At 75.5% G+C, this 18,975-nt stretch carries 17 protein-coding genes; 12 read left to right on the forward strand and 5 right to left on the reverse strand.

Annotation, left to right across the window (positions count from 1 at the left end):
- The first annotated feature begins 7 nt into the window (after positions 1-7).
- Positions 8-1,456 carry an MFS transporter gene (locus tag ACIQVD_RS27670; RefSeq protein ID WP_402292027.1) on the forward strand — a complete coding sequence of 483 codons (1,449 nt, stop codon included), beginning with the start codon at positions 8-10 and terminating at the stop codon, positions 1,454-1,456.
- A gap of 106 nt (positions 1,457-1,562) precedes the next feature.
- On the opposite strand, the gene ACIQVD_RS27675 is transcribed toward ACIQVD_RS27670, so the two are convergent.
- Positions 1,563-2,870, reverse strand: coding sequence for a hypothetical protein (locus tag ACIQVD_RS27675; protein WP_400680238.1), 1,308 nt, complete (start codon positions 2,868-2,870; stop codon positions 1,563-1,565).
- A 291-nt stretch (positions 2,871-3,161) separates the two neighbouring features.
- Here ACIQVD_RS27675 and ACIQVD_RS27680 point away from each other — a divergent pair, with 291 nt between their 5' ends.
- The gene (locus ACIQVD_RS27680) at positions 3,162-5,699 is read left to right on the forward strand and encodes a phosphatidylglycerol lysyltransferase domain-containing protein (RefSeq protein WP_402292028.1); all 2,538 of its coding nucleotides are present in this window, start codon (positions 3,162-3,164) and stop codon (positions 5,697-5,699) included.
- A gap of 101 nt (positions 5,700-5,800) precedes the next feature.
- The gene (locus tag ACIQVD_RS27685; RefSeq protein ID WP_400680233.1) at positions 5,801-6,421 is read left to right on the forward strand and encodes a class F sortase; all 621 of its coding nucleotides are present in this window, start codon (positions 5,801-5,803) and stop codon (positions 6,419-6,421) included.
- A gap of 36 nt (positions 6,422-6,457) precedes the next feature.
- Here the strand turns inward: ACIQVD_RS27685 and ACIQVD_RS27690 are convergent, their stop codons facing one another.
- Positions 6,458-6,946: an SsgA family sporulation/cell division regulator gene (locus ACIQVD_RS27690; RefSeq protein ID WP_402292029.1), complete on the reverse strand. Its 489-nt coding sequence runs from the start codon at positions 6,944-6,946 to the stop codon at positions 6,458-6,460.
- A gap of 320 nt (positions 6,947-7,266) precedes the next feature.
- On the opposite strand from ACIQVD_RS27690, the gene ACIQVD_RS27695 reads away from it, so the two are divergent.
- The 6 genes from ACIQVD_RS27695 to ACIQVD_RS27720 all read left to right on the forward strand — a co-directional run bounded on the left by ACIQVD_RS27695 (position 7,267) and on the right by ACIQVD_RS27720 (position 13,040).
- Positions 7,267-8,112, forward strand: coding sequence for an RNA polymerase sigma factor (locus ACIQVD_RS27695; protein ID WP_402292098.1), 846 nt, complete (start codon positions 7,267-7,269; stop codon positions 8,110-8,112).
- Between the two features lie 251 nt (positions 8,113-8,363).
- Complete coding sequence (locus tag ACIQVD_RS27700) at positions 8,364-10,187, forward strand: DEAD/DEAH box helicase (RefSeq protein ID WP_400681525.1); 1,824 nt, start codon at positions 8,364-8,366, stop codon at positions 10,185-10,187.
- A gap of 193 nt (positions 10,188-10,380) precedes the next feature.
- The gene (locus tag ACIQVD_RS27705) at positions 10,381-10,617 is read left to right on the forward strand and encodes a TM2 domain-containing protein (protein WP_400680225.1); all 237 of its coding nucleotides are present in this window, start codon (positions 10,381-10,383) and stop codon (positions 10,615-10,617) included.
- A 100-nt stretch (positions 10,618-10,717) separates the two neighbouring features.
- A complete protein-coding gene (locus tag ACIQVD_RS27710; RefSeq protein WP_402292099.1) occupies positions 10,718-11,095 on the forward strand; it encodes a DUF2752 domain-containing protein in 378 nt (125 codons plus the stop codon).
- Positions 11,096-11,484: 389 nt separating this feature from the next.
- Positions 11,485-12,135: an IclR family transcriptional regulator gene (locus ACIQVD_RS27715; RefSeq protein WP_014135981.1), complete on the forward strand. Its 651-nt coding sequence runs from the start codon at positions 11,485-11,487 to the stop codon at positions 12,133-12,135.
- An 86-nt stretch (positions 12,136-12,221) separates the two neighbouring features.
- Positions 12,222-13,040: a hypothetical protein gene (locus tag ACIQVD_RS27720; RefSeq protein WP_402292030.1), complete on the forward strand. Its 819-nt coding sequence runs from the start codon at positions 12,222-12,224 to the stop codon at positions 13,038-13,040.
- 46 nt (positions 13,041-13,086) lie between these two features.
- Here ACIQVD_RS27720 and ACIQVD_RS27725 read toward each other — a convergent pair whose 3' ends face one another.
- Together ACIQVD_RS27725 and ACIQVD_RS27730 are read right to left on the reverse strand one after the other, a co-directional pair.
- Positions 13,087-13,575: an Lrp/AsnC family transcriptional regulator gene (locus ACIQVD_RS27725; RefSeq protein ID WP_100838086.1), complete on the reverse strand. Its 489-nt coding sequence runs from the start codon at positions 13,573-13,575 to the stop codon at positions 13,087-13,089.
- Positions 13,576-13,663: 88 nt separating this feature from the next.
- Positions 13,664-14,215 carry a hypothetical protein gene (locus ACIQVD_RS27730; protein ID WP_402292031.1) on the reverse strand — a complete coding sequence of 184 codons (552 nt, stop codon included), beginning with the start codon at positions 14,213-14,215 and terminating at the stop codon, positions 13,664-13,666.
- A gap of 179 nt (positions 14,216-14,394) precedes the next feature.
- Between ACIQVD_RS27730 and ACIQVD_RS27735 the strand changes: the two genes are divergently transcribed.
- The 3 genes from ACIQVD_RS27735 to ACIQVD_RS27745 all read left to right on the forward strand — a co-directional run bounded on the left by ACIQVD_RS27735 (position 14,395) and on the right by ACIQVD_RS27745 (position 18,241).
- On the forward strand, positions 14,395-15,099 hold the full coding sequence (locus ACIQVD_RS27735; protein WP_100838089.1) for a response regulator transcription factor: 705 nt from the start codon (positions 14,395-14,397) through the stop codon (positions 15,097-15,099).
- Between the two features lie 17 nt (positions 15,100-15,116).
- Positions 15,117-16,505, forward strand: a complete 1,389-nt coding sequence (locus ACIQVD_RS27740; RefSeq protein ID WP_402292100.1) for an ATP-binding protein — start codon at positions 15,117-15,119, stop codon at positions 16,503-16,505.
- A gap of 323 nt (positions 16,506-16,828) precedes the next feature.
- Positions 16,829-18,241 (forward strand): glycosyltransferase 87 family protein, encoded by a 1,413-nt coding sequence (locus tag ACIQVD_RS27745; protein WP_402292033.1) that lies wholly within the window; start codon positions 16,829-16,831, stop codon positions 18,239-18,241.
- Between the two features lie 181 nt (positions 18,242-18,422).
- Here ACIQVD_RS27745 and ACIQVD_RS27750 read toward each other — a convergent pair whose 3' ends face one another.
- Positions 18,423-18,842 carry an SsgA family sporulation/cell division regulator gene (locus ACIQVD_RS27750; RefSeq protein ID WP_400680212.1) on the reverse strand — a complete coding sequence of 140 codons (420 nt, stop codon included), beginning with the start codon at positions 18,840-18,842 and terminating at the stop codon, positions 18,423-18,425.
- Positions 18,843-18,975 lie beyond the last annotated feature (133 nt).

Raw genomic sequence — 18,975 nt, forward strand, 5'->3', positions numbered from 1 at the left:
TGTCGAGGTGACCAGCACCTCCCCGGCCGAGACGGCAGCACCCGCGCACCCCCTCCACCCCGACGACGACGGCACCGGCGGGGTGCTCAGCGGCCCCTGGCGGGCGCTGACCCTCGGCATCGTGTCGGTGGTGCTGCTGCTGGCCTTCGAGGCCACGGCGGTCAACACCGCGATGCCGACCGCCGCCCAGCAGCTCGACGGCATCGGCCTGTACGCCTTCGCGTTCTCCGCGTACTTCACCACCACGCTGCTGGCCCTGGTGGTCTCCGGGCAGTGGTGCGACCGCGGCGGCCCGATCGCCCCGCTGTTCAGCGGCATCGCGGTGTTCGCCGCCGGGCTGGTCACGGCCGGCACGGCGGTGAACATGTGGATGTTCGTCGCCGGCCGGGCGGTCCAGGGCCTGGGCGGCGGGCTGGTGATCGTCGCGCTGTACGTGGTGGTCGGCCGGGCGTTCCCGGAGCGGCTGCGGCCGGCCGTGTTCGCGGCCTTCTCGGCGGCCTGGGTGCTGCCCTCGATCCTGGGCCCGGTGATCTCCGGCGCGGTCACCCAGCACCTCGGCTGGCGCTGGGTGTTCCTCGCCGTGCCGGTGCTGGTGCTGCCGCCGCTCGCCGTGATGGGCCCGGCGCTGCGCCGCTCGGAGCGGTCCCGGCCGCCGCGCCGGGTCGCCCCGTACGACTGGCGGCGGACCGGGGACGCGGCGATGGTCGCGCTCGGCGCGGCGCTGCTGCAGTACGCGGGCCAGCGGCTGGACGGGTGGGCCGTGCTGCCGGCCGCGGCCGGGGTCGCGCTGATGGGCCCGGCGGTACTGCGGCTGCTGCCGCGCGGCACGCTGCTGGCGGCGCGCGGGCTGCCGACGGTGATCCTGCTGCGCGGGGTCGCGGCGGGCGCGTTCTTCGCCTCCGAGCTGTTCATCCCGCTGATGATGCAGACCCAGCGCGGGCTGTCGGTGACGCTGGCGGGCCTGACGTTGGCGCCCGGCGGGCTGTCCTGGGCGTTCGGCTCCTGGCTGCAGGGCCGGCCGGGCGCGGACCGGCACCGGGCGGCGCTGATCCGGATCGGCTTCGTGTCGACGGCGGTGGCGGTCGGCGGGGCGGCGCTGGTGCTGTTCCCGGCGGTGCCGGTCTGGGTGACGGCCGCGTTCTGGGCGGTCGGCGGCGCCGGGATGGGCCTGGCGATCGCCAGCATCAGCGTGCTGATGATGAAGCTGTCCAGGCCGGAGGAGACCGGCGGCAACTCGGCCGCCCTGCAACTCAGCGACGCGCTGGGCAACGTCCTGCTGACCGGCCTGGCCGGGGTGCTCTTCGCGGCCCTGGGCGGCGGCGCGGTCGGCGCGGCGGCCCACGGCGGGGCGTCGCTGCCGGCGGGGGCGTTCGCCGCGGTGTTCCTGACCATGCCGCTGGTGGCCCTGGCCGGCGCGGCGCTCTCGGGGCGGGCGACGGCGGCCGGGAAGTCCTGACGGGGAGCCGAGGGGGCGACGGAGGGGGCCGGCCGGGCAGCGCTCCGGCCGGGCCCCGGTCGAGGAGCACCGGGGTCCGGCCGGAGGGGAACGCGGGGCCGGGGGCCTACTTGCCGCCCGTCACCGCCGGGACGGACGGGGACGCCGCGCCGCCCGCCGGGCCGCCGGACCCGGAGCCGCCGAGGTAGGCGTTCCAGCCGCCGGCCGGGGCCTGGCCGGGGGCGAGGGCCTGGAGCTTCTTGAGCACCGCCGGGTCCTGGACCTCCAGCCATTCGACGAGCTGCCGGAAGGAGACCATCCGGACCTCCGGCTTGTCGGCGATCTGCTTGAGCGTCTCCTCGACGGCGTTCATGTAGATGCCGCCGTTCCACTGCTCGAAGTGGTTGCCGATGATGAACGGCGCCCGGTTGCCGTTGTAGGCGCGGTCGAAGCCGGCCAGGTACGAGTCGCGGGCCTGGTTCTGCCAGGACGCCTGCTTGCCGGGGTCGCCCTTGGTGTTGTCGCCGGACTGGTTGTACATGATGTTGTAGTCCATCGAGAGCACCTGGAAGCTGTGCCCGGGGAACGGGATGGACTGCAGCGGCATGTCCCACAGCGCGCCGCCGGCGAACTTCTGCGGCCACATCTGGAGGCCGCCGGGGCCGGAGCTGTCGTACTTCCAGCCGCGCTTGACGGCGGTGGGGAGCAGGCCGCGCTGGCCCTCCAGACAGGGGGTGCGGCCGCCGATCAGCTCCTTGCGGTAGTCGAAGGGCAGCGCGGGCAGGTCGGTGTTGCCGGTGTTGGTGCGCCAGTTCATGACGAAGTCCATGGCCTGCTGGATCTCGCTGTCCCAGTCCTCGGGGGACCACTTCCCGCCGCCGTTGGCGCCGCAGAAGTGGCCGTTGAAGTGGGTGCCGATCTCGTGGCCCTCCAGCCAGGCCGCGCTGACCTGCTCGATGGTGGCGCGGATGTGCTGGTCGCTGAGGTAGCCGATGTCGGAGGCGCCGATCGAGTGCTGCGGGGGGTGGTAGAGCGTCTTCTTCGACTCGGGCAGGGTGTAGATGCCGCTGAGGAAGAAGGTCATGGTGGCGTCGTGTTCCTTGGCGAGCTTCCGGAACCGGCTGAACAGCTGGTTGTCGAGCTCGCCGGCGCCGTCCCAGGAGAAGACCACGAACTGCGGGGGCCGCTGGCCGGGCTCCAGCGGGACGGCCTGGGGCTGGTTGGGCTGCGGTCCGGTGTCGGAGGTGGAGCCGTCGCCGATCAGGGTGGCGGGGGGCTTGGGGACGGCACTGGGGCTGCCGTTCGCGGCGAGGCCGTCGGCCTGCGCCGGCGGGGCGGCGCCCCCGTTCCCGGAGGAGCTCGCGCAGCCGGCGGCGAGGGTGGCGGCGGTCGCCGCACCGGCGGCCAGCAGCGTCCTGCGGGAGAGGGCGTCCATGTCTCACATCCGTTCACCAGGGAGTAAGGGGAGGCACCGACCGGAGTAACGGATCATCAGATGAAATGACGAGATGCGTCGTCCGGGGGAGTCGGGCTCAGCATGGCACGCGTCCGGACATCGCGCCGGTAAGCACGCCCCGGGTACGGATGACCGGGGGACGCCACGCCGGGGCGCTCACCTGTTCGGAGCACCGGACCGGGGCCTCGGCGCCGCCGGAGAGTTGACTGGACGTCAGGAGCGGCCGAGGACGGCACCGCCCGCCCGCAGACACGGAGGTCCCACCCGCCGATGTGGCAGTCGCTGATCGACGCCTACCGCGACCGGATCGTCGACACCGGACGGGAGCCGCTGTTCCTGCTGCTGCTCGGCCTGGTGCTGTCGTTCCTGTTCATCCGGCTCAGCACCCGGCTGATCCGGGCCCGGGTCCGCTGGTGGCCGGGCAACGTCGCCCCGGGCGGGCTGCACATCCACCACGTGGTGTTCGGCCAGACCCTGCTGCTGGTGTGCGGGGTGGCCGCGTTCGCGGTGCGCGGGGACGGCGGCGCCTGGTGGAACCTGCTCGGCTTCGGGTTCGGCGTCGGTGCGGGCCTGGTGCTGGACGAGTTCGCGCTGGTCCTGCACCTCAAGGACGTCTACTGGTCCACCCAGGGCCGCACCTCGGTGGACGCCGTGGTGCTGGCCGTCGTGACGATCGGGCTGCTGCTGCTCGGCGAACTCCCGCTCGGCGGCTTCGCCCGGCACCCCGACGGGCCGACCCTGGCCGGGGCGTCCGTGCTGCTCGCGCTGGTCGTGGTCACCCTGCTCAAGGGCAAGACCTGGACCGGGCTGCTGGGCATCATGCTCTGGCCGCTGGCCCTGGTCGGCGCCGTCCGGCTGGCCCGCCCCGCCAGCCCGTGGGCCCGCTGGCGCTACCGCTCCCGCCCCCGCCGACTGGCCCGCGCCGAGCGCCGCGAGGACCGGATCCACCGCCGCCTGGTCGCCGCCAAGACCGCCGCGTACGACCTGGTGGCCGGCACCCCCGACGCCGACCCGGAGAGCCCGGAGACCCCGGAGAGCCCGGAGGCCCCGACCGCTCCGGAGCCGGTCGGGCGGCAGGCCGGGCGGCCGGCCGAGCCGCCCGTCGGGCGCCCGCCCGCGCCCTGGCGGCTGCGCTGCGCCGCGGCGGCCCGCTGGTACCTGCGGATCGCCACCCTGCTGAACCTGCTCGGCGCGGTGGTCGCCCCGTTCCGGGCCCAGGTCGAGCGGGCCGACCGGGGCGAGTACTTCACCCCCGTGCTGGTCACCTCCGGCTTCACCACCGCGCTGCTGGCCGGGCTGCTCGCGGTCATGCTGCGCCGCCGCAAGCGGGCCGCCTGGATCGCCGCGCTGGCGCTCAGCGCCGGGCACGCCGCCGTCTACGCGGTGGCGCTGGCCTTCCCCGAGTACCGCGCCCACCCGTTCAACCAGGTCTCCACCGGGCTCACCGTGGCGCTGCTGCTGGCCCTGCTGGCGGCCCGGCCGGTGTTCCGGGTGCGCGGCGGGCGGGGCAACCTGTCGCTGGCCGCCGCCGTGCTGCTGCTCGGCGGGGCGCTGCTGACCGGCCTGGGCGCGGTCGCCGTCCGGCTGGCGCACACCGGCGCGGTGCCCGGCTGGGGCGCGGCGGCCCGGTACGCGGTGCTGCGGCTGGTCACCGTCTCCGGCGTGGTCGAGGTCACCGACGTGGACGTGCCGGGCTGGCTCGACCTCGGCCTCAACCTGCTGGCCACCGCCCTGCTGCTGCTCACCCTGCGGATCCTGCTGCGCTCCCCGCGCGGCGCCGAGGGGCGGCGCCCGGAGGACGAACGGGCGCTGCGCGACCTGCTGGAGCGGCACGGCGGGCGCGACTCGCTCGGCTACTTCGCGCTGCGCCGCGACAAGGCGGTGTGCTTCTCGCCCAGCGGCAAGGCCGCCGTCGCCTACCGGGTGGTCAACGGGGTGGCGCTGGCCTCCGGCGACCCGGTCGGCGACCCGGAGGCCTGGCCGCAGGCGATCGAGGAGTGGCTGCGCCGGGCCCGCGCGCACGCCTGGATCCCCGCCGTCACCGGCGCCGACGAGCGCGCCGGCACGGTGTACGTCCGGACGGCCGGGCTGCGCGCGCTGCACCTGGGCGACGAGGCGGTGGTCGCCGCGGCCGGCTTCACCCTGGACGGCCGGGAGATGCGCGGCCTGCGGCAGACCTGCCGCCGACTGGCCCGGGCCGGGTACACCGTGGTGGTCCGCCGGCACCGGGACGTCCCGCCCGAGGAGTTCGCCGGTCTGGCCCGGCTCGCCGACGCCTGGCGGCACGGCCGCACCGAACGCGGCTTCTCGATGGCGCTGGGCCGGCTCGGCGACCCCGCGGACGGCGACTGCCTGCTCGCCGAGTGCCGCGACGAGGCCGGGCGGACGGCCGCGCTGCTGTCGTTCGTCCCCTGGGGCGCGGACGGGCTCTCGCTCGACCTGATGCGCCGCGACCGGGAGTCCGACAACGGCCTGGTCGAGTACACCGTCGCCGAACTGCTGCGCCGCGCGGGGGAGTTCGGGGTGGCCAGGGTGTCGCTGAACTTCGCCATGTTCCGCGAGGCGTTCGAGCCGCGGATGGGCGCCGGGCCGGTGCTGCGGCTGTGGCGCGGGGTGCTGCGCTTCCTGTCCCGCTGGTGGCAGCTGGAGTCGCTGTACCGGGCGAACGCGCGCTACCGGCCGGCCTGGGAGCCGCGCTACGTGCTGTACGAGAAGCCCTCCGAGCTGCCCGCGATCGGCCTGGCCAACGCGCTGGCGGAGGGCTTCCTGACCAGGCCCCGGCTGCGGCGGGGCGACCGCACCCGCTGACGGCGGGTCACCCGGACAGAACCCACCGGGTGCCCGAACCCGGGCCGCCGGGTGAACTGGGCGGGTCGGGGCCGGAGTCGCTGGCGGACGGAGGGCGTGCGGTGGGCGAGCGGACGTGGACGGGCGCGGTGGCCGCCTCGGGGGCCGTCCTGGCGGGCGCGTGGCTGCTGAACGGCGGCCTGACCGGCACCCTGCCGCCGGCCCCGGTCGCCGCGCAGGCGTACGACGGCACCCCGGTCGGCCCGGCCGTCCCCGCGCTGCCGCCCTCGCCGCCGGTACGGGTCCGGATCCCGGTGCTCGGGGTGGACGCGCCGGTGGCCCGGCTCGGGCTGGACGGCGAGGGCCGGCTGCAACCGCCGCCGGAGGAGGACCGCAACCTGGCCGGCTGGTACCGGGACGGCGCCGCGCCCGGGTCGAGCGGGACGGCGGTGCTGGCCGGGCACGTCGACAACGCGCACGGCCCGGCGGTGTTCTACCGGCTGGGCTCGCTGCACAAGGGCGACCAGCTGGAGGTGGCCCGGGCGGACGGGGCCGGCGCCTGGTTCCAGGTCGACGGGGTGGAGGTCTACCCGAAGAGCGACTTCCCCGACCGCAAGGTGTACGCGGCCACCCCGGACGCCCAGCTGCGGCTGATCACCTGCGGCGGGGGCTTCACCCGGGCGGGCGGCTACGACGGGAACGTGGTGGTGTACGCGCACCTGGTCCGCACCCGGCGGGCCTGAGCGCGGGCCCGGCCGGGGCCGTCCCGGCGCGGCCGGTCAGGCCAGCAGCTCGGCGAGCGCCCGGTCGCAGTCCAGGTGGCTCAGCTCCTGGCCCTCGGGCACCGCGAGGTAGCTGTGCCACAGGAAGCGGCGCAGCTCGACGCGGTCGAACTGGAGCAGCGCGACGCCCTCGGGGGAGCGCAGCTCGACCACGGTGCGGGCGCCGAGCGCGGGGCGGATGTGGACGTCGCCCTCGCCGCTGGGCAGGTCGATCCCGGAGGCGAGCAGCTGGCGGGCGAACACCCACTCGACCCCCTCGGCGGGCCCGGCCGCCGTGGGCGGCCCGACCGGCAGCGCGGGCAGGTCCAGCGCGGTGCCGTCCGGGTCGGCCGGGTCCAGGGCGTACTCGGTGGGGAAGACCATCCGGACCGCCAGCGGGTCCTCGGCCCGGTAGCGCAGGGTGACCCGCAGCAGCGCGGAGCGGTGGGTGCTGACGATCAGCCGGGCGTGCGTGGTCTGCTCGACCGGTGCGGGCGCTGCGGACACGGCGGTTCCTCCCGAGGGTGCGTGCTGGTGCGGGTGCGACCGGTGCCGCCCCCTGGTGGTGAAGAGTCAGGAAGGGCGGCGGGGATTACACCGGTTTCCCACTTCCCCGAAGTGATCTGCGTCACACCACGGCGGACCAATCCGGGCATTCCGGGTCAACGGCGCGGCCACCCCATGGGCAGGGGCGGGCCGCCCGGGCAGGATCGCGGGAGCCGCGCGGGCCCCCACGAACCCCCGTCCGGCGACCTCAGGGGAGGGCCGCGACCATCGAGGAACGCGCACGGACGGCCGAGCGTGCCCCGCTCGCCGCGTACACCGAGCTGTACCGGCGCCACCACCCCGGCCTGCTGCGGTACGCCGGCGGCCTGACCGGGGGCGACCGCTGGCGGGCCGAGGACCTGGTGGCCGAGGCGCACCTGCGGGTGTGGCGGCGGATCGCCGCCGGGCACCGGATCGAGGACCCGCGGGCCTACCTGGCCGCCACCGTCCGGCACCTGGCGGCCGCGCCGGTGCGCGAGCGGGCCGTCGGCGTGCTGCCCGAACCGGCCGGCGCGGCGTCCGCCGACCCGGCGCCCCGGGTGGCCGAGACCGACCGGATGCGCGGACTGCTCGCCCAACTGCCCGAACGCTGGGCCCGCGCGCTATGGCTCGCCGAGGTCGAGGGACTGCCGCCCGGCGAGGTCGGCGCCCGGCTCGGGGTGGGCCGCGGCGCCGCCGCCGTCCTGCTGCACCGCGCCCGCGAGGGGCTGCGGCTCGCCTACCTGCGGGCCTACCCCGGCGACCCGCGCGACCCCGGCTGCGCCGGGCACTGGGCGGCGCTGGCCGGCCAGGCCCGCGGCCGGGCCGGGCGGAGGGTCCAGCGGCACCTGGCGGGCTGCGCCGACTGCCGGGGCCGGCTGGCGCTGCTGCGCCGGGTCAACCTGCGGCTGGCCGCGCTGGCGGGCAGCGCGGTGGCGCTGCTGGCCGGGCTGCTGCTCGCCCCGTTCGACGGCGCGGAGCGGCGGGCGGAGGCGGTGGCCGCGGCGGCGGCCTGCGAGGTGCGCCAGCGGGTCGCCGGCGAGAAGGACGACCGGTTCACTGTCCGGGCCGTGCCGCGCGACGCCTCCGGCCGGCCGGCCCCCGGCTGGGCGCCGGACCGGCCGCCGCCCGCCGACGGGCGGCCGTGAGGGGCGCGCGGGAGCGGGGGAGGCGACCGCCCCGGGCGGGCGGCCCGGCCCGGTGAAGGTCGGGTGACAAGCCGACGATCATCCTGGGACGCGCGCCACAGGGGCGTGCCGCGGCGGCCGTCCGGGTGTCGGGAGGGGCTAGGCTGGGCAGGTTCCACGACCGCCCGCCGCCCGCGGGGGAAGGGCCGCACATGGGCCCTGACCTGCGACGACCCCGTTCGGAGACCGTGACTACCGCCGCCTCCTCCGCGATGTCCCCGCTGTTCTCGCACGCCGACAGCGCCCACCCCCGCCCGAGCGGCACCGCCGCCGCCGCGCACCTCTCCCCGGCCTTCCCGGGCCGCGCCCCCTGGGGCACCGCCGGCCGCCTGCGGGCCTGGCAGCAGGGCGCGCTGGACTCGTACATCGAGAAGCAGCCCCGGGACTTCCTGGCGGTCGCCACCCCGGGCGCCGGCAAGACCACCTTCGCCCTGACCCTGGCGTCCTACCTGCTGCACAACCACCTGGTGCAGCAGGTCACCGTGGTCGCGCCCACCGAGCACCTGAAGAAGCAGTGGGCCGAGGCCGCCGCCCGGATAGGGATCCGGCTCGACCCGGCGTACTCCTCGGGCCCGCTGTCCAAGGACTACCAGGGCATCGTGATCACGTACGCGGGCGTCGGCGTGAACCCGATGCTGCACCGCAACCGGACCGAGGCCCGCAAGACGCTGGTGATCATGGACGAGATCCACCACGCCGGCGACTCCAAGTCCTGGGGCGAGGCCTGCTTCGAGGCGTTCGAACCGGCCACCCGGCGGCTCGCCCTCACCGGCACCCCGTTCCGCTCCGACACCAACCCGATCCCGTTCGTCCAGTACGAGGCCGGCAGCGACGGCCTGCGCAAGTCGGTCGCCGACTACACCTACGGCTACGGGCACGCGCTGGCCGACCACGTGGTCCGGCCGGTGATCTTCCTCAGCTACTCCGGCAACATGCGCTGGCGCACCAAGGCCGGCGACGAGTTGGAGGCCCGGCTCGGCGAGCCGATGACCAAGGACCTGATCGCCCAGGCCTGGCGCACCGCGCTCTCCCCGCAGGGCGAGTGGATCCCGGCCGTGCTCCAGGCCGCCGACCGGCGGCTGACCGAGGTCCGCAAGGGCATCCCCGACGCCGGCGGCCTGGTGATCGCCACCGACCAGACGGTGGCCCGCGCGTACGCCAAGCTGCTGCGCGAGATCACCGGCGAGAAGGTCACCCTGGTGCTCTCCGACGAGGCCGAGGCGTCCCAGCGGATCTCCGACTACGCCGAGGGCACCTCGCGCTGGATGGTCGCGGTCCGGATGGTCTCCGAGGGCGTCGACGTGCCCCGGCTCTGCGTCGGCGTGTACGCCACCTCGATCTCCACCCCGCTGTTCTTCGCCCAGGCCGTCGGCCGCTTCGTGCGCGCCCGCAAGCGCGGCGAGACCGCCTCGGTCTTCCTGCCGACCATCCCGATGCTGCTCGGCTTCGCCAACGAGATGGAGCTCCAGCGCGACCACGTCCTGGACCGCCCGAAGAAGGAGGGCGAGGGCCTGTTCGACGAGGAGGACCGGCTGCTCGCCGAGGCCGAGAAGGCCAACGACGGGGCGGACACCGGGACGGAGGAGTTCTCCTACGAGGCGCTGGGCAGCGACGCGGTCTTCGACCGGGTGCTGTACAACGCCATGGAGTTCGGCATGCAGGCGCACCCCGGCAGCGAGGAGGAGGAGGACTACCTCGGCATCCCGGGCCTGCTCGAACCCGACCAGGTGCAGATGCTGCTGCAGAAGCGCCAGCACCGGCAGATCCAGCGCTCCAAGACCAAGCCCGCCGAGGAGGCCGACCTGCTGGAACTCCCCGCCGACGAACGGCCCGTGGTCACCCACCAGGAGCTGCGCGAACTGCGCAAGGAGCTGAACGCGCTGGTCGCCGCCTGGCACCACCGCACCGACCAGCCGCACGGCACCATCCACAACGAGCTGCGCCGCCAGTGCGGTGGCCCGCTCACCGCGCAGGCCACCGCCAACCAGCTCAAGGCGCGGATCGGCCGGATCCGGGAGTGGGCCAACCAGGCTTGACGGGGCGTCAGCCACACCTTCAACACTTGGCAAAGAAAGTGTGGAGACATGTGATCACATGATCCGCTAATCTTCCACATGCCGGTGCTGGGGGGGACGCCATGCATGGGGACGCCCCGGCATGCGGTCACACCTGCCGACGCCGCCGCCCACGCGGCGGGCCGGCCCGCGCATTCCCCTGAGGAGCACCACCGTGGCGAACCCCGCCCAGAACCCCCCGCTGTCCGACAAGTCGAAGCTCGTCGCCGGCCTGCTGCAGATCTTCCTCGGCAGCTTCGGCATCGGCCGCTTCTACACCGGCCACGTCGGCATCGGCGTCGCCCAGCTGCTCACCTGCGGCGGCCTCGGCTTCTGGGCGCTGATCGACGGCATCATCTTCCTGGTCAGCGACACCCGCACCGACGCGCAGGGCCGCCTGCTGCGCCCCTGACGTGCCCACCGAACCGGCCGGCCGGCCCCCCCACCCCGCGGACGACCGCGACGGGGGCGCCGGCCGGCGGCCGTTCACCGGCCCGCGCCGCCTCGCGGCCCTGCTGCGCCACCCCGCGGCCGCCCCGCTCGGCCTGCTCGCCGCCGGCTCGGCCGGCGCGGCGTACCTCTCCTCGCGCGACCCGCACCGGCCGGGCCAGCTGCTGCCGTTCTGCCCCTGGCGCCGCCTGACCGGCCTCCAGTGCCCCGGCTGCGGCGGCACCCGGATGGCGTACGACCTGCTGCACGGCGACCTCGCCGCCGCCTGGCACGACAACGCCGCGCTGCTGCTGACCCTGCCGTTCGTCGCCGCCTGGTTCGCGGTGCGGCTGCGGCACGGGCTGGCCGGGCGCCACTGGCGGCTGCGGACGGGACCGCGCGCGGTGGCCGCGCTGCTCGCGGGCGCCGCGCTCTGGACGGTCGGCCGCAACCTGCTCTGAGCGCTCCGGGCCGTCCGGCCGGGGCGCCCCGGCCGGACGGCCCGACCGGCGGTGCGCTCGACGCGGCGGCGCACAGATAGCGGACGCTTGAGCGCTTGCGGCGCGAGTTATGGGCGCCTTATCCGATTTTTCATCACGACTTTTCATCGATGCTGCCCGAATTTTGGACAACCACTTCCACCGGGCGTCCCCGTTCATTAGCGTCTCCCCACACTCGTCCGGACCCCACCCACCGGTTCGGACGGGTACCGCGGAGCCCCGCGCCCCGTCGACGTCGCCGAGGTCGGACTCCCGCGCCGGACACCCTTCCTGCGCGCGACCAATTCCGGTGCGGCCCACGGCAGTTGTGTCGTAGGGTCGGACTTGCCGCGGAAAGGACCTGGCGCCTCGTGACTGCTGAGACTTCCCAAACCCTGGACAGGGGTGTCCGGGTACTGAAACTGCTCGCCGACTCCGAGCGCGGGCTGACGGTGACCGAGCTGGCCGCCCGGCTGGCCGTCAACCGGACGGTGGTCTACCGCCTGCTCGCCACCCTGGAACAGCACGGACTGGTCCGCCGGGACATCGGCGGCCGGGCCCGGGTCGGCCTCGGCGTGCTCCGGCTCGCCCACCGGGTCCACCCGCTGCTGCGCGAGGCCGCGCTGCCCGCGCTGCGCTCGCTCGCCGAGGACCTGGGCGCCACCGCCCACCTCACCCTGGTCGACGGCAACGAGGCGCTGGCCGTCGCCGTGGTCGAACCGACCTGGACGGACTTCCACGTCGCCTACCGCACCGGCCTGCGCCACCCGCTCTCCGAGAGCGCGGCCGGCCGGGCCATCCTGGAGGCCCGCAGCTTCCCCGGCCAGCGCCGCCCCGAGCAGGGCTGCGTGATCACCCGGGCCGAGGAGCAGTCCGGGGCCAGCGGGGCCGCCGCCGCGCTGATCGGCCTCAGCGGCATCGAGGGCAGCGTCGGCGTGGTGATGCTCAACGGCCTCGTCCCGGAGCGGGTCGGCCCGCGGGTGATCGAGGCCGCCACCGAGGTCGCCGACGCACTGCGCTGAACCCGCCGGTCCCGGTCCCGGCCCCGATCCGCGTGACCGGCCCCGATCCGCGCGGCCGTCCGTACCGGGCCGCGCGGTGTGTTTGGATGCGGGGTGTGCCTTCCCAGAACCTGCCCCCGGCCCTGACCGCCCCGCGCACCCGCGCGCTCGCGCTCTGCGCGCTGCCGGTGCTCGCACTGCTCGCGGTGGCCGCGTTCGTACCGCTGCCCTACACCCTGGAGTCGCCCGGCGACACCGCCGACACCCTGGGCGCGTACAACGGGGACAACCCGGTGATCCGGATCAGCGGGACGCCGCAGCGCCCGACCACCGGGCAGCTGCGGGTGGTCACCGTCGAGGCCACCAACCCGGGCCAGCGCAACACCCTCTGGGACTCGCTGACCGCCTGGGTGGACCCGAAGCAGGCCGTGGTGCCCACCGAGGAGGTCTACCCGGAGAGCGACAGCGGCGAGGCCGACGAGGCGACCCAGCAGCAGATGACGCAGTCGCAGGACAGCGCCACCCTGGCCGCGCTCAACTACCTGCACCTGTCGCCGGACCAGGTGAAGGTCGACATCGACCTGGGCCGGATCGGCGGCCCGAGCGGCGGCCAGATGCTGGCGCTGGGCATCGTCGACAAGATCGCCGGCGACGGCAGGGGCGGCGACCTGACCGGCGGACGGGACGTGGCCGGCACCGGCACGGTCGACCCGGACGGGCGGGTCGGCCAGGTCGGCGGCATCCCGCTCAAGACCCGGGCGGCGCGCGCGGCCGGGGCCACGGTGTTCCTGCTGCCGCGCAGCGAGTGCGCGCAGGGCAAGGTCAACACCCCCGACGGCCTCCAGCTGGTGCCGGTGGACACCCTCGCCGACTCGATCGCCGCGCTCCAGGCACTGAACAACGGCACCGCCGTCCCGCACTGCTGACGGGACGTCGCGCCAGCAGGGCGTCACGGCGCGGGCGCGGCCCCGGTCAGGACCCGTTCCCGGCCGCCTGCTCCACCAGCGGCAGGATCCGGAACGGCACCGGGTTCTCCAGCGCGATCGCGGTGGACGCCCGGACGATCCCGTCGAACCCCACCACCCGGTCGATCACCCGCTGCAGGTCCGCGTTCGACCGGGCCACGATCCGCACCAGCATGTCCCCGTGGCCGGTGATGGTGTGCAGCTCCAGCACCTCCGGCACCGCCGCCAGGTGCGCCCGGACGTCCGCGCCCTGCCCCTGCGAGATCTCCAGGGTGGCGAACGCCGTCACCGGGTAGCCGAGCGCCGCCGGGTCCACCTGCGGGCCGAAGCCGCCGATCACCCCGCGCGCCTGCAACCGGTCCAGCCGGGCCTGCACCGTGCCGCGCGCCACCTGCAGGCGGCGCGAGCACTCCAGCACGCCGATCCGCGGCTCCTCGGCGAGCAGCCGGATCAGCTTTCCGTCCAGCGCGTCGATGGCGTCGGGCTGCGGGGGCACGGGGCGGCTCCAGGGGCGGGGCGGGGCGGACGGTGCGGGCGGTCGGGCGTCGAGCGACATGGTGCGGCCGGTCCGGTCCGGGGACCGGTCAGTTGCCCACGACGAAGGTCTGCACGTTGGGCTCGGTCCCGTTCCAGGACACCATGAGGGTGGAGACCCGGTCGTCCTGGGAGAAGTTGACCTGGAGCCACTGGTCGCCGTGCCAGACCTGCATCGACCAGCCGGCCTCCGGCACCGCCGACACCAGCCGGGCCTCGGTGGGCCGCACGTCGAGCGCCACCCGGCCGCCCAGCATCGGGTAGCTGTGCACCGTGCTCGGCGGGCTGGCGCTCTTCCGGGCCGTCGCGGTCGCGGTCGCGGACGCCGTCGACCGGGCCGGCGCGGTCGCCCCCGGCGCCCGGTCCGGGTCCGGGTCCGGACTCGGGCTCGGCGCCGCCGCGGACGGCGGCGGAGCGCTGCTGGGGGCGGGCGGAGGGGGCGTCCCCGCCGGGGTCGAGGAGGCCACCGAGGGCAGCTGGACCGCCACCGGCTGCTCGAACACCGTGTCGACGAGCACCGCGTGCACGCCGAGCCAGGACAACGCCACCGCTGCTCCGGTGGCCGCCGTCCAGGCGCCCAGTTGAACCAGTCCGCTCCGCATCGCGGGCCCATCCTGCCGTACGAAGGTCACGGGCAGGTCAGTGGGCCGGGCAATTCGCAGAAACCTTGTGGAAAAAGCGCGGCCGGCTTCAGAGAAGCTCAAGCCGGGCCCCGGACCGGGCCGCTCACGGGCCCCCGAGGTACAGACCAGTAGGCTGCCATGCCGTACCGTGCAGCCCCATGGCAACAGTGCTTGTGGTCGAGGACGACCCCTTTGTGCGTTCCGCCCTGATCCGCCATCTGGCCGACACCGGCCACGCCGTGCGCTCCGTCGGCACCGCGCTGGAAGCCCTGCGCGAGGTCGCCCAGGTCGGCTGCGACCTGGTGGTCCTCGATCTGGGCCTGCCCGACCTGGACGGCAGCGAGGCGCTCAAGATGATCCGCGGACTGACCAACGTCCCGGTGATCATCTCCACCGCGCGGGACGACGAGGCGGAGATCGTCCGGCTGCTGAACGACGGCGCCGACGACTACCTGGTGAAACCCTTCTCCGGGGAACACCTGACCGCCCGGATGGCCGCCGTCCTGCGCAGACTGGGCGGCGGCGCCCTGACGGCCCCCCAGATCCTCCGGGTCGGCGGCCTCGCCATCGACCCGCAGCGCCGCGAGGCCCTGCTCGACGGACAGCGGCTCGACCTCACCCGCCGCGAGTTCGACCTGCTGGCCTTCCTCGCCGCCCGCCCCGGCGTGGTCGTCCCGCGCAAGGAGATCCTGGCCGAGGTGTGGCGGCAGACCTACGGCGGCGACCAGACCATCGACGTCCACCTGTCCTGGCTGCGCCGCAAGCTCGGCGAGACCGCCTCCAGCCCGCGCTACCTGCACACCGTCCGCGGCGTCGGCGTCCGGCTGGAGGCCCCCGCCGGGCCGGTCGGGGGCGCGACGTGAAACGCGTCCTCCGCTCGCTGCGCTGGGCGATGGTCAAGGCGGCCATCGCCGGGACCGTCATGGTCGCGCTCGCCTTCCTCATCCCGCTCGGCCTGATGGTCCAGCAGACCGCCCGCGACCGGGCGTTCACCGCCGCCGAGCGGCAGGCCGCCGCTCTCGGCCCGGCGCTGGCCATCACCACCGACCAGGAGGCCATCGCCAAGGCCATGGCCTCCACCGACTCCGGCGCCCGGGAGCGGATCGCCGTCCACCTGCCCGGCGGCGCGACGGTCGGCAGCGCCCGGACCGACAACGACCAGCTGCCCAGCGCCGACAGCCAGGGCTGGACCCGCACCGTCCGGGCCGGCACCGTCCGGGTCGAGGGCGGCTACGCGCTGCTCCAGCCGGTCGCCGTCGACGACGGCCGGGTCGCCATGGTCGAGGTGTTCGTCCCGGACTCCGATCTGTCGCGCGGCGTCGGCACCGCCTGGCTGGTGCTCTCCGGCGTCGCGCTCGCCCTGGTCGCGGTCTCCGTCGCGGTCGCCGACCGGATGGGCACCCGGATCATCCGCTCCGCCCGCCGACTGGCCACCGCCGCCCGCTCGCTGGGCTCCGGCAACCTCACCGTCCGGATCCCGGTGGAGGGGCGCGAGGCGGCCGGCGCGCCCGAGGAACTCCGCGAGGCCGCCTACGCGTTCAACGCCATGGCCGACCGGGTGGTCCACCTGCTCGCCGCCGAACGGGAACTCGCCGCCGACCTGTCGCACCGGCTGCGCACCCCGCTCACCGTGCTCCGGCTCAACGCCGCCGCGCTCGGCGGGGGCGACGCCGCCGACGCCACCCGGCACGCCGTCTCCCAGCTCGAACGGGAGGTCGACCAGATCATCCGCTCCGCCCGCCGCGACCCGGTGGACGCCCCGCCCGTCGTGCTCGGCTGCGACGCCGTCGAGGTGGTCCGGGACCGGGTCGCGTTCTGGTCCGCGCTCGCCGAGGACGAGGGACGCCCCTGGCAGCTGGCCGGCGACGAGGCGCCCGCGCCCGTCCTGGTGCAGCGCGGCGACCTGGCCGCCGCCGTCGACGCGCTGCTCGGCAACGTCTTCCGGCACACCGCCGTCGGCACCCCCTTCGCCGTCGACCTGATCACCGCCGAGGACGCGGTCACCCTCCTGGTCGGCGACGGCGGGCCCGGCTTCACCGACCCCGACACCGCGATCCGCCGCGGCGCCGGGCACGGCGGCGAGGGCTCCACCGGCCTCGGCCTGGACATCGTCCGCAAGCTCGCCGAGGGCACCGGCGGCGACGTCGTCCTCGGCCGCTCCGCCGTCCTCGGCGGCGCCGAGATCGCGGTGCGGCTCAACACCCGCACCACGGTCGAACTGCCCAGGCAGCAGCGCCGCCGCACCGGCCGGCTGATCCGCAAGGACTGAGGCACTCCGCGAGGACTGCGACCCTCCGCGAGGGCCGGGGGCCGGGACCACCGGTGCCGGCACGGGAGCCGTCACCGCGGGGGCGACGGCTCGGCGTCACTCCCCTCCCTTAAACACGTCCTAAGCGTCGGCCAACGCTTCCTCATGACGCCCCGGCCCGGACGAGGGCGCCCGACGCCCCGCCCGACGCCTGCCACCGCCGGGGTGCGCGGCCCCGGATCCGCGCGTTCCCGTCGGCCGACCGCGACCGGTGGCGGCCGACGGCCGTTCGGGTAGTGTCGGCTGCTGGCCCAGCTGAGGTCGACGGCGGACGGAGCAAGACAGTGAGCACGGTGCAAGCGGAACGCGGCACGCCCCCCGGCAGCCCCGACCGGCCGCCCGTCCCGGCCTGGCAGCGCGCCCTGACCGCCCCCGGCCGACAGCTCACCGCCGCCGTCGAGGCCCTGCGCGCCGCCCCCCGGCGCCCGCTGCTGCTGGCCGGCGCGGTCGCCCTGGTCTCGCTGCTCGCCTACGCCACGGTGCGGCACTTCGTCGGCACCTCGATGGTCGACATGGTGGTCTACCGGGCCGAGGGCGCCGCCGTCGCCGACGGCCACGACCTGTACGCGCTGCGGGTCACCGAGTGGAGCCTGCCCGCCACCTACCCGCCGTTCGCCGCGATGCTGTTCGTGCCGACCACCTGGTTCGGCCTGCCGTTCCTGCGCGTCGCCGTCACCGCCGGGAACGTGCTGCTGCTCGCCGCCCTCGCCCACCTGTCCTTCAAACTGGTCGGCTGGCCGCGCCGCGACCTGCGGCCGATCGGCATCCTGCTGGTCACCGGACTGGGTGTCTGGCTGGAACCGGTCTTCACCACCCTGCGCTACGGCCAGATCAACCTCGCGCTGGCCTGCCTGATCCTCTGGGACCTCACCCGCCCCGACCGGGCCCGCAGCAAGGGCGTCGCCATCGGCATCGCCGCCGGGATCAAGCTCACCCCCGGCCTGTTCGCCGTCTACCTGCTAATCACCGGCCGGGTCCGGGCCGCGTTCGTGGCCGGCGCCACCTTCGTCGGCACCTTCCTGATCGGCGCGCTCTTCCTCCCCGACGCCACCCGCGGCTTCTGGACGACGTACCTGTTCGACTCCAGCCGGGTCGGCAAGACCGTCATCGTCGACAACCAGTCGCTGCGCGGCTTGGTCGCCCGGCTGACGCACCTCGAAACCCCGGGCGCCGCCGCCACCCTGCTCGGCGTGCTGGTCGCCGCCGCCGGCCTCGCCGTCGCCGTCTGGACGCACCGCAGCGCCCACTGGTCGCCGCGCGCCGACGCCTGGAGCGTGTGCACCGCCCTGGTCACCGCCGTGCTGGTCTCCCCGATCAGCTGGACCCACCACTGGGTGTGGTGCGTCCCCGTGCTCGTACTGCTCGCCGCCGAGGCCGCGCACGAGCGCTCCCGTCCCGCCGCCGTCCGGCACCGGCGCTGGCGGGTCATCTTCGGCCTGACGCTGCTCGGCTTCCTCTCCTTCGCGATGTGGATCGTCCCGCACAAGGGCGACCTGGACCTGCACCTGACGCCGCTCAAGCAGTTCCCGGCGGGCGTCTACCCGCTGATGGGCCTCTGCTTCCTGGCCGTCGCCGCCCTGCGGGTCCGCTCCCGGCGACGCGCGGCCGGCGCCCCGCTGGTGCGCGTCCCCGCCCCGCGCACCGGCGTGGACGGGCTCGGCAGCGCCGGTGCGCAGAAGGCCCCCGCGGCCCGCTGAACCCCGGCGCCGACCGCCCGTCCCGCCCCCTCCGCCCGTCCCGGCGTCTCGGCCCGCCCCGGACGCCCCGAGGGCGGGCGCTCCGGCGGACGGCCGGGCGGACGGGTCGGGCCCGCCGCGGGTCCGTGGGCCGGTCGTGCGTGCGCCGCCGCCAGCGCCCGGGGCCGACCCGCACGCCCCCTCACGCCAGTAGCTCCGCCAGCGAACCGTCCAGGTCCATCGCCTCCAGCTCCGCCCCCGGCGGCACCAGCCGGTGCGCCCGCTCCAGCCAGGCCGCCACCGTCGGCAGCGGCGCCTCCAGCAGCGCGTCGCCGGCCGGCGAGCTGAGCGCCATGCACAGCAGGCTGCGCCGCCCCGACCGAATCGGCCAGATCCGCACGTCGCCCTGACCGCACGGCCGGAACGTCCCCTCCACCAGCAGCTCCCGGGCGAACACCCAGGTCACCGGCGTCCCGCTGTCCAGGTGGAACGTCACGTACACCGCGAACGGGTCGTGGCTCCCGTACGACAACCGCGCCGCCACCGGGACACTGCGCTCCGGCGACAGCACCAGGCTCAGCTCCAGCTCCTGCTCCACCACTCCGGTCGACTGTCCGGCCATCGCCCTCACCTCTCCGCCACCCGGGGCCGCCGTTCGGCCCCGCACCAGCCGAGAGCGGGGCCGCCGCGGACTCTTACACGGGTTCCGAGACTTTCCGGCGAACTTTTTTCCCGCCGAACCTCCAGAACCTTTT

Origin of the sequence: Kitasatospora sp. NPDC090308 (assembly GCF_044769485.1) — a bacterium.
GTDB lineage: Bacteria > Actinomycetota > Actinomycetes > Streptomycetales > Streptomycetaceae > Kitasatospora > Kitasatospora fiedleri.

Excerpts from the sequence above, each read along its gene's own strand:
- ACIQVD_RS27675 (WP_400680238.1), bottom strand. The coding sequence starts at position 2,870 with ATGGACGCCCTCTCCCGCAGGACGCTGCTGGCCGCCGGTGCGGCGACC.
- ACIQVD_RS27680 (WP_402292028.1), top strand. The coding sequence starts at position 3,162 with ATGTGGCAGTCGCTGATCGACGCCTACCGCGACCGGATCGTCGACACC.
- ACIQVD_RS27700 (WP_400681525.1), top strand. The coding sequence starts at position 8,364 with ATGTCCCCGCTGTTCTCGCACGCCGACAGCGCCCACCCCCGCCCGAGC.
- ACIQVD_RS27720 (WP_402292030.1), top strand. The coding sequence starts at position 12,222 with ATGCGGGGTGTGCCTTCCCAGAACCTGCCCCCGGCCCTGACCGCCCCG.
- ACIQVD_RS27730 (WP_402292031.1), bottom strand. The coding sequence starts at position 14,215 with ATGCGGAGCGGACTGGTTCAACTGGGCGCCTGGACGGCGGCCACCGGA.
- ACIQVD_RS27735 (WP_100838089.1), top strand. The coding sequence starts at position 14,395 with ATGGCAACAGTGCTTGTGGTCGAGGACGACCCCTTTGTGCGTTCCGCC.
- ACIQVD_RS27750 (WP_400680212.1), bottom strand. The coding sequence starts at position 18,842 with ATGGCCGGACAGTCGACCGGAGTGGTGGAGCAGGAGCTGGAGCTGAGC.